Here is a 12,315-nt window from a genome sequence, read left to right as displayed (position 1 = left end):
CACCACACGCTCCGCGCGTTCAATGTGGCGGAACGTAAGTGTTACCTACCTATATCGTCAAGGCGCGGCATGGTAAGCTGTTCTTACATGAGGTGTGAACGAACCATCTCGCACTCGTCAATCGTGCTTGTTTTGTTCTCATTGCTGAGTCATGGTGACGCAGCCGTGAGTGGAGCGCTTGATGCTGACATACTTCGTAGTTCAGAGTTTTGAGAAGACAGCCAAAGGCGCCCTTGCGGCCGGCGCGCCCATTCAGGTCCAGGACGAACAGCATGCGATGCGGCTGGCTGAAAAACTGTCGAGGACGAACGCAGGGGTGATCGCGTTCAGCCGCTGCGGCGATCCGGCCAGCGGCGAATATGAGGATGCAAGGGTCCTTTGTTCCTACGGATCGTTGCCTGTTTTGGAAATCGAGACCGCGATTGCGTGTTAGCCGCATGCGCAGCGCAAGCGAGGTGCGCGTATTGATACCCGTCTGACTTTATTCATCTGCAACTGGAACCGCTCGTTTGTGGCGAAGTTCAACTCCTAGCAACAGGAGTGACGTGCCATGAACACCTTGAATACAGACGACCTTTCGGGATCAGGAATTGCCAACGAGAATGCCTGGCAGAGCAACGACGGCAAAGAGCGTGGCGCCGACAGCAAGGAAGCGATCGGCAAGTTGAGGACGAGTGCGGCAGAAACCGCGTCGCATCTGAAAAATGCCGCAGCCTCGGTGTCGAGCGATGCCAAGGACTATGCTGGATCTGTCGCATCCAATGCAGCCGGTGCCTTCAAGGACGCTGTTGAATCCAACAAGACCGCAGGTGCCGACGCTATCGCCAACATCGCCCACTCCGTGAAGGACGCGGCCGACGGCATCGAGAAGCAATCGCCTCAGGTCGCAAGCATGGTGCGTAGTGCCGCCGATGGCGTCGAACGGATCTCGACCGATATCAGGGACCGCAATGTCGGCGAATTGCTAGATTCCGTCACCAAGTTCGCGCAGCGCCAGCCGGCGGCCTTTTTCGGCGTCGGCATCCTCGCCGGCGTGGTGCTGACGCGGATCATGCGAAGCTCCGATCGGTCCTGAGAAGGATCAATCGCATGAATGACGGAATGGATCACCGGCCATTCGGGAGCGTGCTCAGCGAAGCGATAAGCCAATTCGCTTCGTTGATACGCCTCGACCTTCGCCTGCTCGAAGCCGAAATGCGAGCCAAGACGACAACTATTGTGTCGTCCGGCGCATGCGGCGTGGCTGCCGCCATGTTCTTTGTCTTGGCGGCGTTCGCCTTGGTCCAGTTCCTCATCCTTGCGATGATCCATTTCGGGGTCGGGGCGATGTTCGCCTGCCTGATCGTCGGCGCCGTTTTGATCGGCGCAGGGATGCTGTCGCTCTATCTGGCCAGGCGCGCTCTGATCGGATGGACCATCACGCCCGTCGAGACCGTCAATCAGGTTCGCACAGACCTCGCAGCCTTGAAGCAGGGGATACGCTATGGCTCAACCCAGCAATGAGATCCGGGATATCCTGGTGCAAAGCCGCGCTGAACGCCAGGCCCTGTTTGGGCCGGTCAGCGAGGTAGGCCGCCGGCTCCAACCCAGGCATCTGGTGCAAGTCTCGACGCACTACGCCAAGCAGAAGGTGATCGGCGTTCTTGGTGGCGTCACGGATGCCGTCAAGGAGAATGGTGGCACTGCGGCAGCTGTCACCCTGGGTGCCGTTGCTGTCTTCGATGCCGGAAGGAGAAGCGCTGGCGGTAGTGCCCCCGCCGGAATAGTGGGCGCCGACATTGATACACTCCCCAGCGGTGGGCATGCGGATGCCGGACCAGGTCGTTACCACACGGCTCAGAGAAGTGCCGTGTCAAACCTTGATCGGACAAAGGCGCTAGCCGGCTCCGCTGCGGGTCTTTTCATAGGTCATGCGATCGGACAGGCATTCCAGCCAACAGCCAAAGAGCAGGCGCTGTTCGGCAAGGCCGCCGACGAAGTCCGGGACGTGGCGGCGCAGTTTGTCAGCGAGCACAAGCGCGGTGCCAAAATTGCGGCCGCGGAGACCTTTGGCTTCGCGCGATATGGCGCCGCCTTCCTGGCCGTCCTGGCGTTGGCCAGCGACTATTTTGTCCGCAATGAAGAGGTGCGCAAGCCGCCCGACGCGTGATTGCAGGATGGCGTCATGCACCTTTTTTGCGCTCCGCCACATGACGCCGAGCCGAAACGCCTGGCACCGTCTAGGAGCGGGCGTAGCTTTCCGCCCCGAATGGTCAAGGTGCTGCCGTAGGCCGTGGCGCGGACGGTCCATTTCTTTTCGCGAATAATTTCGAGCGATCCCATGATTTCCTCCCACGGCCACCGATGAGGGGCAAAGAGATAGCGTCGCAAAAGTCGTTTGAACGTAAACAATTCGACACGGCCATGTCGTGATGTCTGAAGCAGTCGGCCCGCTAGCTTGCTCGCTACCTGTCCCTCCGTGCCAACTCGATTGGCGACCGAATTCAAGGTCACACATTCGTGGAACGAAAACGACCGCTTCGCGTTACATGCGTCGTTGCTAAAAGACTATTCGCCAAGGGAGGGTCGGCGATGCGGTTAAACGGTGGCGGCGAGAAGCTGACGGCACGTCTGGACGGACTCAGTGCGCTTTACGTGCTGACGGATCGTCTCTACCGGGCAAAGGCAAGCCACGAAGCTTTTGAAGCCGGCCTGGATGCCATTCGCGACGGCTTGGGATGCAAACGCGCGTCCATGCTGCTTTTTGACGAGGCAGGCGTGATGCGGTTTGTCGCCTGGCGCGGGCTATCAGAACGTTACAGAAAAGCTCTGGAAGGTCATTCGTCCTGGGTTGTCGGCGAACGCAATCCAGAGGCCATCCTTGTTTCACACATTGCCGAAACGGACGAACCTGCCGCCGTAAAAGAGATGATCGCCAGCGAAGGCATCGTTGGCCTGGCCTTCATACCATTGACGGTCCAGGGCGAGGTGGTGGGGAAATTCATGACCTATTATGAAAACCGGCATTCGTTTGCCAGCCATGAGCTCGATCTCGCCACAACGATTGCAAGGCAGATTGGTTTTTATCTCGAGCGGACGCGGGCGGAGAAGGCTCGAAGAGATGCCGAGGAAGAGTTGCGAGCATCCGAGCAACAATTTCGACTTATGTCGGAACACGCGCCGGTGATGATCTGGACGTGCGATGCCTTGGGCAAGTGCACAAACCTGAACATGATGCTTCGCGAGTTTTGGGGCGTCGACACCGATGATGTCCCGACGTTCAATTGGCACCCGACCATTCATCCGGATGACGCTGCCGAAATTGGGGCTCGGATGATGCAAGCCTTGGCCACACAGTCAGCCGTCTCGGTCCAGGGCCGCTACAGAAATTGCAAGGGGGAGTACCGCGTTCTGCTCACAACCGCTCGTCCCCACTTCTCCGCGAGTGGCATTTTCCGCGGGCTGATCGGGGTAAATGTCGACGTAACCGAACGCGATCAGGCAGAGATGGCGATGCGCCACAGCGAGGAAAGGTTTCGCTCAGCCGTGGAGGCGGCCCCGAGCGGAATGGTGATGACAGACGAGGACGGGCGCATCGTTCTCGTCAATCTTCATGCCGAAACCCTGTTTGGCTATGGGCGGGAGGAGATGGTCGGTCAAGGCATCGAGATGCTGGTTCCCGACCGCTCTCGTAGCTCGCACCCGGTTTTTCGCCAGGGGTATGGGAGGTTCCCACAGGCGCGCCCGATGGGCGCGGGCAGGGATCTCTACGCGCGGCGCAAAGATGGAAAAGAGGTGCCGGTCGAGATTGGGCTCAGTCCGATTCGGACGAGCGAAGGAATGATGGCGCTCGCCTCCGTCGTGGATATCAGCGAAAGACGCCGGTCGGAGGCCCAAAGGGAGCTGCTGATGGCCGAACTAAACCATCGTGTGAAGAACACTCTGGCGGTCGTACAGGGGATTGCGCATCAGACGTTCAGGGGAACGCAGGCCACCGATGCCCATGCCGCGTTCGAAGGCCGGCTCATGGCGCTTTCGGCTGCGCACGACATCCTGACGCAAACCAGTTGGGAACATGCATCTTTGGACCAGCTCGTCCGCGACAGCCTTCAGATAAGAGGCGCGTTCTCCAACCGGGTTTCGACAACCGGCCCTGCAATTCTGTTGCGGCCCAACCAGGCTCTTTCCCTGGCGCTTGCCTTCCATGAACTGATGACCAACGCGGTGAAGTACGGCGCCCTTTCAAACGAGGCCGGCAAAATTTCGGTCGAGTGGTTTCTAAGCGATATGCCCAAGCCGAGGCTCAAGCTGGTTTGGAGCGAACTCGGTGGGCCCACGGTTTCATCTCCGGCCAGGCGAGGCTTTGGCTCTCGCCTCCTCGAGCGAGGATTGGCCGCGGATCTCGAAGCCGAGGTCGCAATGGATTTCCAACCTCAGGGCCTCGTCTGCAGGATCGATGCCGCCTTGGCCGAGGGGAGGTTGCCACAATGACTACACTGTCAGGCCGGCGGGTACTCGTGGTAGAAGACGAATCCCTGATTGCCATGATGGCCGAGGATTTTCTGATTGAGCTTGGGGTCACCGTCATTGGACCCGCCACCACGATCGACGGCGCGATTGCGATGATCGAAACGGAAGAGATCGACGCGGCTGTCCTGGACATCAATATACGTGGGGAGCAAAGCGAGCGCGTTGCCGACGCCCTGCGGCTTCGGAGCATCCCGATTGTGTGCGCCACCGGATATGGCGAGGGCGCGTCAGACTTTGCCAAGGGATCGATGATTATCGCCAAACCGTATTCCAAGGAAAAACTGGAACAATCGTTGCGGTTCGCGCTCTTCGGATAAGACCGATCCCCTTGGTCGCGCCGTGGGCGCGATGTGGTCGTACGTTTCTGCGATGCCCGTGGGCGCAATGAGTTACCCCGATCAGTTCCAGCGTGCTGCGCGAATTACGTTTCCTCTTCCGTGTTCCGCGGTGCGCTTTCGTCCAGGGCCTCGGGCGTTGAGGGCTTGGGTCGCCGCTGGTGCGCGTCTGCCTCCAGCCCGGTCGAATAAATCTGCGTCAGCACCGCAGCGGCCGCACTTGCTCTATAGAACGTGCACCCCACCAGTTCACGTCCTCCGAGGCTGGCCGGTCTGTTGGTGACGCGATCCCATACCGTCCACTGCAAGTTGGCGTCTTTCTGGCAAATGAACCGAGAATTGGAATGGTCCGTTTTGCTGATAAGGGGGTCGGGTATTTCTTCATCCACTATGCCACCCCTGTAAAATGGAGCTGAATGTGGGATGAAATAGTGTCATTGCAGAATCATCGCCTTGACAGAGATCAAATGATTTCTGGCACCAAATTTTGTGCCAACACTATAAGGCCGCGAGAAAAAAACCTTGCGGCTTCGGTCGGCGGGTTTTCTTTGGTTCGATCAGTCGATTTCTTTTAAGTTAAGCCGGAACAGCCTATAGTCAGTGGAAATCAAGGGAGGCTTCAATGTCTGTCGACGAATTTTCTGGGTTGAATCTGGCCATGGTTGGCGACGGTGGTTGTGCAAGAGCCGGATTGGCTGGCGTCGCAGTCGGGGGCAACAGCTGCTACGTGGAAGCAAGGAACCTCGGCGTCGCCCACGCTCGCGATCATAGTTACGCGCTCACTGTTGATGGGGGGATCGCACACATTTCCGGCTACTACGGGTTTGCGCGTGCAACCAACGGCGTTGCCTACTGCGTTCATGGCGACCGAGCCCAAGCGGATTATCGCGGGTCCGCAATTGCTGGCAGTGGGGTCGCGTTGGCTTACAACTACGGCCTCGCGTCTTGTCGCCTCGGCGGCTTCGTCCAGACAGGAAAGGGTGGCGTGGCGATCGCCTGGAACCATCCAAACGATGACACCAACGACGGTGTAGATCCTTCGCTCGGGACGCTGAGCGGATCCTCGGGTGCGGTTTTGATTGCCTTTAAAGCCGACCCTATAACAGGCCGTCGTCAGCCGGTAATCGGGATCGTCGGCGATTTCTCGACAGAGCCCGTCGTGCAGTTGGGGTTGCGCGCGGGTGCATTCTATCGAGTCAGCCCGGAAATGGGTGTCTTTGAGGAAGTGATTGCCGAGTTGCCCCCGCCTCCAAAGAGCGCCATGGAAGCAGCCCGTCGATGTGACGCTGCCAACGCCGATTGAATATCGTGGTGGGAACGCGCCCCTGGCTTTTAATGAATGCGCCTCGCGCAATGCGGAGGAGCAAATGTAATTCACTCCGCAGAAGTGTCGTCCATGGGAATCAGTAGAGGGAAGCTTCGCTGGCCTGTTCGAATCCGCTGTCGAATTGGCTTCATCAGATTGAATGTCGTTGTGACCGCGTATAGAATTAGTCAGGGTTTATTGGGGAGGGAAATATGCGAGCTCTTTTGATGTGTCTGTGCGTGTCTATGGCTGGCGCGCCTGCTTTTGCGCAAACGTTGCCGATCTTCACAACCTTACCGGACATCGATTTCGCTCAAAGCAAATCGAGACTGCCTTGCCCCAGCAAATGACAGGGTGAAATTAAAAGAAGCCGCAAAACCTATTACTGATGACCGGCCGCTTAATTAGCGCTATGACTTAGCCAACGACCTGACCGTCGCAGTTTCCAAGCGAAGGGTTGAGAAAACGCCATGGCAGCCACCGGAAGCAAATCCGTCAAAGGCGGCTCTACCGCAGCTTTTTTGGAATGGACGAAGCCGTATCGCGAAATCATCGCAATTCTATGCACAATCGTTGTCACAGTATCTGGTGGAATTGCCTGGGTCGTGGCTAAAGTCGAAGCCACTTATGCTACTCAAGCTGAGATGCATTATCTTGACTGCCGAATCCAAACCGACATCAAAAACGCACTGGAGCCCATCCAGATGGGTGAATTTGCAACCAAAATCGATGATCGTAACAACCAAATCAAGATTTTAATATTACGCGGGGATACTTCGAAAGAAACATTCATTGCTATAAATGAACTAAACAATCAGATTAGTTCGCTGACAGAGCAGCAGCGGGTCGAGGACAAAAAACTGCAGGGTGAGATTGCAGGCTTGGATAGTAATTGTATTTCAGTAACTCCCAAGACGGGATCCAAGGAATCGCCATGATCCTACGCATGCTTTTTCTCTGCGCGATATCGCTATTCAGTACCCGATTAGTATGGGCCGTCTCATGCGACGTGCCCCTTGAGGTCCCTGACTGCGAACCCAAGCAGGATTGCACCCAGCCTCAAGACACACGCGACTGTATGAGATGCCTTGAAGCGGCATTTGGTCACTGTTTTGCTGAGATAGACGATCCTCAGTGTGAGGCGGCCAAGGACTTTCAAAATAAGGTCTACCAGAGCAACAGAGGCTCTTGTGAAGCTGATAAAGCTCGGCAGAAGGCACAGTGTGAGGCCAATAAGGTAGAATTGGCTAAGTTGCAGCACTTAATAGATACAACGTGCAAAAACGACGGGCCAAACTCGGTAAAGAATGGTATTGTCCCTCAGCCATAGAGCACTTGTTTGGGTCGTGACGCCTGTCTGGTAATATTGAGCTTGCACGGATTATGGATTGCCCGCGACGAGAAAAAATGCGGCCGCCGCTGCACTGTTAGGTGTTCGCGACAGCCCAACTCACCAATGATAGCCTGGAATGCTGCTCGTCTCCGCGATCGGCGGGTCGATTAGGTTGGTCGGCTTGAAACGTCTCTCCAAATCAGGCGATCCCGCGGAGGGGTTCTTCATTCGCACTCGATTGACGAGGGAAGTGCCAAGTCCCATTTCTAAGGCTGCGATTTCAGGATGGGGGCCACCAACATGCAGATTAACGACGACCGCGACTATGCACGCGAGAGGTTCCGGGACCACGACCGGAGAGCAGAGGCGATGGAAACCGCGTCCGTCGAATCCGCTAACCAAGCACTCAAGGCGCTGCTACTTCTAAACGGCGGCGCCTGCATAACGTTGCTCGGCTTCCTCGCCGGCACGTTCGACAAGCCCGGGCTATCAGCCCAAAATCTGGTTCTGCTCTCTGCCCTGCGGCTGTTTGGCTGGGGAGCGGCGGGAGCCGTTCTTGCGTCGGTCTTGGCCTATGTCTGCAATTCGGCATATGCACGCGGCCTGATGAGCTACAAGAAGATCTGGGAATGGCCGTACGTGGATCAAACGGACAGTTCTCGACGCAACTGGACCGCTGGCAAGGTATTTAACTCGATTGCAGTTCTCGCCGGGGCGGGGTCGCTTGGCGCGTTCATGTTCGGTCTCTACCGGCTCAATGGGCTCTATTGAGAAAAGCCGCAACATCGGCGTGCGAAGATGCTTTGGGAAATGCCGATGCCGATAGAGCGAGTGAAGAGAAAGCCGACTACGGCACGGCCAACATTCGCAACGCGCAATATGCTCATTGGCAGCAATATGTCGATGTCGAGAACCGTTGTGTTGTTCCCATTACAAGCTTTGCGGAGCCTATAGTCCAACGCCGAACGACAACTACCCCGAGGCTCGCTGTTCTAATCGTCACGCCAGACGGGGCTCTAAACGAGATGATCGTGCTCAATGGACACCTTCAATAGCGGCTCGATGCGCTGTCGGTCACGAAAAAAACCATCGACATGGGCTAGGGTGACGTGTTGGTCCATAAGGAGTGTAGGCGATGCCCGACAAATCGGAAATTGATGAAGTGGTTGCCGCCCTTTGGGAGGTGTACCGACTTCGCGATGCAGACCTTGGAAACAAGGAGCTAATAAAACGCGTTGTGGATGTTGCGAAGAAGCTGGCCGCTCCTGATGCAGGTGCCAGTAAGTTCGGCGGAATCCGGAAAACTGTGGCCGACGCGATCGCAAAAACCTATTTGATTAAACGACTAGATCAACTCTGATGCCGCTTACGTGCGGTTGCAGAAAGCGGTCAGCATTATGATTGCAATCATCGGGATTGGCTGCTTTTTTATGGCCTTCGTGTTTTTTGCCGTTGATCCCCTCGAATACAATCCGGACCCGGACTTACAGGCTCTTGTTTGGGTAGGCTTTGGCATCTGGTGCATTGTTACGGCTTGGCAACAACGCAACTGGCGTCCGCCACCAGACAAAAGTTAGAGCACTTGAACGCTCGGCCTACCGGATTACACAAATCGGCTCACCAACTTAGCTAGCGGCACGTTTATCCCTGGTATTACCCCGACTGCAATTTCAAATGCCGCCAAAGGACCAGAACGTATGTAAGTATATGATTTTGCTGGTGCACGCATCCGGATAAAGCAACTCGGTGAGTGCGGTCACCGCGCGTTATATTTCCCCACCACCCGATGGCACACCGGCCAATCAATCCGGCTCTCGCTGAACGTGCGGGCAGGGCGGTATTGCTCGAGCGTCCAGTCGCGGTCGTTGATGCCGACCAGCCGCTTGATGATGGCTTCCTCGTCGCCTTGCTCCTTGGGCGGAGTGTGGAAGAAGACGGCGTCGGTGTCGCGTGCGGGCTGCAAATGCGGGTTCACCAGCGCGGTGTCGCCCGGCCAGTAGGCGGGGATCATCGATTCGCCGCGCACCAATATGCCGTAGCCGCCCCTGACATTCTGGAGTACGGCCGGGCGCTTCACCCAGTCGATGGCCTCGAAGGTGACGATCATGTGGCCTTCGCCACCCATGGCGGCAGCGTAGATCGGCAGGTCGCGATTGCCGACCAGATCCTTGCCGGGAATGATCGGCGTCCTCGGCTGGCGCGGTTTTTCGACCTTTGGCGTCGGCGCCGGCGGGGTGCCTTGGCTGTTGAGCAGCCATTCCATGTCGGTGTTCAGCAGCGCCGCCAGCTGCGGCAGGCGGGTCAGCGCCGGCCGGGTCGTGTCTGATTCCCATTGCGTGACCGAGACCCGCTTGATGCCGAAGCGGGCGGCGACATCGTCCTGGGTGAGGCCTGCCGCCTCGCGCGCGCTGCGCAGCCTTTGGCCAAGTGTCGCGGTGTCCGGCGTCATTTTCGTCATGCTCGGGTTGTAACCATTACTTACATAATTGCACCTACGTAGGTGATTGACAAGTAGGTAGGTAACACCTACCGTCAGGCCATGATTTAGATTGTTGAACGCGGCGCCGCCCAAGTGGGCGGACTGGCGAAGCTCGCCTTCGCCTTGGGCATCCGGCACCAGGCCTTCTATTCGTGGAAGCGGGTGCCGGCCGAGCGGGTGCTGGCCTTCGAGAGGCTGACCGGCATTTCCCGGCATGAGCAGCGCCCCGACCTCTTCGGCCCACCTCCCGATGTCGCCGCGGCCGACATCGGCGCCGGCCCCGCTGCCTCCCAAGCCGGGGCCGGCCATCCTTCAACCGGAGCACGGAAATGAGTTTTGTCTCGCCGGCATTCGACCCCGGCCATGTCGACTTCGAGGTGTTCGCCCTGTTCCTCGAGGCGCGCCGCGTCCATCGCGGCAAGACCCCGGGGCGCGTTGCCAGGGAGGCGGAGGTCGCGCTCGATGCCGTCTTCCGCGCGGCGCGTGGGCGCAACCCCGGCGCCTTGGAATTCTTCGCTCTGTGCGACTGGATCGGCGAGGAGCCGGCGCTCTTCCTCAAGAAGGAGATCCGACATGGCTAGTTCATGCGCGCCTGCGCGGCTGGCGTCCTACGACTATCGAGAGCTGGGCAAGCTGCTGCGCGCCAGGTTGGAGGAGGACGGGCGCGGCTGGCGCGTCTGCGCCCCCGAGATCGGCGTCAGCGCCTCCGACCTGTCACGCATCTGCAATGGTCAGAGCGTCTCGGCACCGAAAATCATCGCCGTCTGCGACTGGCTGACCCTGTCGTTTCGCGCCTTCTACGACCCGCCGCCGCAATCGGTGACCGCGCGCGGATTGGCGAGACTGTTTCACGGGGAGAGCACTGAAACAGGAGCCGCCGGCGATGTCGAATGACTGCCGAACCTCATCCATGACGGGAACTCAAGCCATGACACGTGATACAAGGACCTGCTTCGGCGCACCCGGCGGTATCGATGCTGCGAGGCTGTTCAAGCTGCCTTTGCCGATGCAGGCGGAAGGCGTGCGGCTGCTGTTCGAGATGGGCCAGACGATGGAGCAGGTGAGGGCGCGTCTCGGCCTGTCGCCGGGACAGGTTCACGCGATCACCAGTGTCGAGGCCAAATTCTCGCGCCCGGGAGAAACCCTCGTGGCCGTGGAAGATGCCTAATGATCCGGCGCGAGAAAAACGCATCTAGCGCCTCGTGCCTACCACGGTTCTGCTATCGGGGTCAGCTCTCTGGGAGGTGTCGGGTTGGGTTTGGTGATTTCCACTCGAGCGGGATGGATGGCATAGGCCGAAGGGTAGCGCCTCATTGCAGCGTCAACGGTCGTGTCGTCGCACAGGATTTGATCGGTACCCTGGACCCGCTTGATCATCTGGCGGCGTGGCAGCGGCACGAGTTCACCCTTGGGCGGCAGGTTGATCCCGCCAGGGCTGATTGGCGGTATGCAGGCGTGCATCTTGGAGAGAATGGTTGTGCCGTAGATCGGGTCTTCTCCGGGCGGCCTCGGCTTGGCCGCCTCGGCCGCGTCACGGGCATACAGGACGCCATAGTCCGGATCGGTGCGATACGGCGGCGCGTCGGCCCAGAAATAAAGACTGGACAGCGCATTGTCTGGAAGGGAACCCAACCAGGGAATGATCGAGTTGCTTATGTTGGAACGCCTGATGTCAGGCCAACCCGCTCCAGGCACGATGTCGATTTTCGTGTTGGTCATCTCGGAGTAATCGATCAGGGTGCCATCGAAAGAGCCGTCAAGCAGAACTCTGTAAGTGTTCATATACAATATAAACGAGTCCCTAAAATCCGCTCCGTGGAAGAAAAGATTGCTTACTACAACGGTATTGAAATTGTCGCCGTGGAATTTGATATTGTAGATATGGGCGTCGGCTCCGTTGTAAAAAAGCCCGTTGAACGATGGCGGTTGGTTGCAACGGTAGCCCGCATCGTCAAAATTTCCAATCGCTTTGCAGGACAGATCCATCCCGTCAACATAGGTGCCCGAGTCAAGCAGTGCAGCAAAAGCGCGCGCCTTGCCGGTCTCGCCAGGAGCCCTCTGAAGCAGTCGATCAAGATTTCGGCTGATCCGCTCATCGTCACGGTCCTGAAGATCGACCATGATGGAGGTGTAGGTAAGGAGAATGGCGCCAAAGCCGATTGCCGCGACCACAAGACCTATCAGTTTTGCGCCATCACTATGCACGAGCAGGTGGACGGTAGGCTTCGCAATACCGGAAGGGACCATCAGTATTGCGATACAAACGCAGGCTATACAGAGATAGACCGCCCAATTGGGCATATCCAACGGCATGGTGAAACGACCCCCCGGCCTGCTCCTCACAATTCAACAT

16 protein-coding genes are annotated in these 12,315 nt (G+C 57.9%); 14 read left to right on the top strand and 2 right to left on the bottom strand.

The annotated features are described in order from the left end of the window. The first annotated feature begins 181 nt into the window (after positions 1 to 181). From ACZYHG_RS26650 to ACZYHG_RS26605, 10 genes are all read left to right on the top strand, one after another. Positions 182 to 433 carry a hypothetical protein gene (locus tag ACZYHG_RS26650; protein ID WP_464611095.1) on the top strand — a complete coding sequence of 84 codons (252 nt, stop codon included), beginning with the start codon at positions 182 to 184 and terminating at the stop codon, positions 431 to 433. Between the two features lie 117 nt (positions 434 to 550). After that, positions 551 to 1,075 (top strand): hypothetical protein, encoded by a 525-nt coding sequence (locus ACZYHG_RS26645; RefSeq protein WP_464611094.1) that lies wholly within the window; start codon positions 551 to 553, stop codon positions 1,073 to 1,075. A gap of 50 nt (positions 1,076 to 1,125) precedes the next feature. Then, positions 1,126 to 1,503: a phage holin family protein gene (locus tag ACZYHG_RS26640; RefSeq protein ID WP_464611093.1), complete on the top strand. Its 378-nt coding sequence runs from the start codon at positions 1,126 to 1,128 to the stop codon at positions 1,501 to 1,503. A 94-nt stretch (positions 1,504 to 1,597) separates the two neighbouring features. Then, a complete protein-coding gene (locus ACZYHG_RS26635; protein WP_464611092.1) occupies positions 1,598 to 2,149 on the top strand; it encodes a hypothetical protein in 552 nt (183 codons plus the stop codon). Positions 2,150 to 2,571: 422 nt separating this feature from the next. Continuing rightward, entirely contained in the window at positions 2,572 to 4,470 is a 1,899-nt protein-coding gene (locus tag ACZYHG_RS26630; RefSeq protein WP_464611091.1) for a PAS domain S-box protein, read from the top strand. Then, positions 4,467 to 4,826 (top strand): response regulator, encoded by a 360-nt coding sequence (locus tag ACZYHG_RS26625; protein ID WP_464611090.1) that lies wholly within the window; start codon positions 4,467 to 4,469, stop codon positions 4,824 to 4,826. Before ACZYHG_RS26630 ends, ACZYHG_RS26625 begins: the two co-directional genes overlap by 4 nt. Before the next feature lie 640 nt (positions 4,827 to 5,466). Then, positions 5,467 to 6,147: a hypothetical protein gene (locus ACZYHG_RS26620; protein WP_464611089.1), complete on the top strand. Its 681-nt coding sequence runs from the start codon at positions 5,467 to 5,469 to the stop codon at positions 6,145 to 6,147. Positions 6,148 to 6,620: 473 nt separating this feature from the next. Next, positions 6,621 to 7,088: a hypothetical protein gene (locus ACZYHG_RS26615; protein WP_464611088.1), complete on the top strand. Its 468-nt coding sequence runs from the start codon at positions 6,621 to 6,623 to the stop codon at positions 7,086 to 7,088. Positions 7,089 to 7,783: 695 nt separating this feature from the next. Beyond that, the gene (locus tag ACZYHG_RS26610; RefSeq protein WP_464611087.1) at positions 7,784 to 8,254 is read left to right on the top strand and encodes a hypothetical protein; all 471 of its coding nucleotides are present in this window, start codon (positions 7,784 to 7,786) and stop codon (positions 8,252 to 8,254) included. Between the two features lie 364 nt (positions 8,255 to 8,618). Continuing rightward, positions 8,619 to 8,843, top strand: coding sequence for a hypothetical protein (locus tag ACZYHG_RS26605; RefSeq protein ID WP_464611086.1), 225 nt, complete (start codon positions 8,619 to 8,621; stop codon positions 8,841 to 8,843). Positions 8,844 to 9,239: 396 nt separating this feature from the next. Here ACZYHG_RS26605 and ACZYHG_RS26600 read toward each other — a convergent pair whose 3' ends face one another. After that, positions 9,240 to 9,932, bottom strand: coding sequence for an XRE family transcriptional regulator (locus ACZYHG_RS26600; protein WP_464611085.1), 693 nt, complete (start codon positions 9,930 to 9,932; stop codon positions 9,240 to 9,242). 123 nt (positions 9,933 to 10,055) lie between these two features. On the opposite strand from ACZYHG_RS26600, the gene ACZYHG_RS26595 reads away from it, so the two are divergent. From ACZYHG_RS26595 to ACZYHG_RS26580, 4 genes are read left to right on the top strand one after another with little or no spacing between them, the layout of a single operon-like run. Continuing rightward, on the top strand, positions 10,056 to 10,295 hold the full coding sequence (locus tag ACZYHG_RS26595) for a YdaS family helix-turn-helix protein (protein WP_464611084.1): 240 nt from the start codon (positions 10,056 to 10,058) through the stop codon (positions 10,293 to 10,295). Continuing rightward, entirely contained in the window at positions 10,292 to 10,543 is a 252-nt protein-coding gene (locus ACZYHG_RS26590; RefSeq protein ID WP_464611083.1) for a hypothetical protein, read from the top strand. Before ACZYHG_RS26595 ends, ACZYHG_RS26590 begins: the two co-directional genes overlap by 4 nt. Further along, positions 10,536 to 10,856: a hypothetical protein gene (locus ACZYHG_RS26585; RefSeq protein ID WP_464611082.1), complete on the top strand. Its 321-nt coding sequence runs from the start codon at positions 10,536 to 10,538 to the stop codon at positions 10,854 to 10,856. The genes ACZYHG_RS26590 and ACZYHG_RS26585 overlap by 8 nt, the downstream gene beginning before the upstream one ends. Positions 10,857 to 10,890: 34 nt before the next feature. Then, positions 10,891 to 11,130: a hypothetical protein gene (locus tag ACZYHG_RS26580; RefSeq protein WP_464611081.1), complete on the top strand. Its 240-nt coding sequence runs from the start codon at positions 10,891 to 10,893 to the stop codon at positions 11,128 to 11,130. Positions 11,131 to 11,168: 38 nt separating this feature from the next. Here ACZYHG_RS26580 and ACZYHG_RS26575 read toward each other — a convergent pair whose 3' ends face one another. Further along, entirely contained in the window at positions 11,169 to 12,275 is a 1,107-nt protein-coding gene (locus ACZYHG_RS26575; protein ID WP_464611080.1) for a hypothetical protein, read from the bottom strand. Positions 12,276 to 12,315 lie beyond the last annotated feature (40 nt).

The organism is Mesorhizobium subarcticum, from assembly GCF_055456085.1.
The sequence above is the reverse complement of the archived record's forward strand: the minus strand, read 5'-3'. Positions and strand labels throughout refer to the sequence as shown.

What these genes read in the sequence shown, in the direction of transcription:
- ACZYHG_RS26650 (WP_464611095.1), top strand. Translation starts at nt 182, where the DNA reads ATGCTGACATACTTCGTAGTTCAGAGTTTTGAGAAGACAGCCAAAGGC.
- ACZYHG_RS26645 (WP_464611094.1), top strand. Translation starts at nt 551, where the DNA reads ATGAACACCTTGAATACAGACGACCTTTCGGGATCAGGAATTGCCAAC.
- ACZYHG_RS26630 (WP_464611091.1), top strand. Translation starts at nt 2,572, where the DNA reads ATGCGGTTAAACGGTGGCGGCGAGAAGCTGACGGCACGTCTGGACGGA.
- ACZYHG_RS26625 (WP_464611090.1), top strand. Translation starts at nt 4,467, where the DNA reads ATGACTACACTGTCAGGCCGGCGGGTACTCGTGGTAGAAGACGAATCC.
- ACZYHG_RS26620 (WP_464611089.1), top strand. Translation starts at nt 5,467, where the DNA reads ATGTCTGTCGACGAATTTTCTGGGTTGAATCTGGCCATGGTTGGCGAC.
- ACZYHG_RS26615 (WP_464611088.1), top strand. Translation starts at nt 6,621, where the DNA reads ATGGCAGCCACCGGAAGCAAATCCGTCAAAGGCGGCTCTACCGCAGCT.
- ACZYHG_RS26610 (WP_464611087.1), top strand. Translation starts at nt 7,784, where the DNA reads ATGCAGATTAACGACGACCGCGACTATGCACGCGAGAGGTTCCGGGAC.
- ACZYHG_RS26605 (WP_464611086.1), top strand. Translation starts at nt 8,619, where the DNA reads ATGCCCGACAAATCGGAAATTGATGAAGTGGTTGCCGCCCTTTGGGAG.
- ACZYHG_RS26600 (WP_464611085.1), bottom strand. Translation starts at nt 9,932, where the DNA reads ATGACGCCGGACACCGCGACACTTGGCCAAAGGCTGCGCAGCGCGCGC.
- ACZYHG_RS26590 (WP_464611083.1), top strand. Translation starts at nt 10,292, where the DNA reads ATGAGTTTTGTCTCGCCGGCATTCGACCCCGGCCATGTCGACTTCGAG.
- ACZYHG_RS26585 (WP_464611082.1), top strand. Translation starts at nt 10,536, where the DNA reads ATGGCTAGTTCATGCGCGCCTGCGCGGCTGGCGTCCTACGACTATCGA.
- ACZYHG_RS26580 (WP_464611081.1), top strand. Translation starts at nt 10,891, where the DNA reads ATGACACGTGATACAAGGACCTGCTTCGGCGCACCCGGCGGTATCGAT.
- ACZYHG_RS26575 (WP_464611080.1), bottom strand. Translation starts at nt 12,275, where the DNA reads ATGCCGTTGGATATGCCCAATTGGGCGGTCTATCTCTGTATAGCCTGC.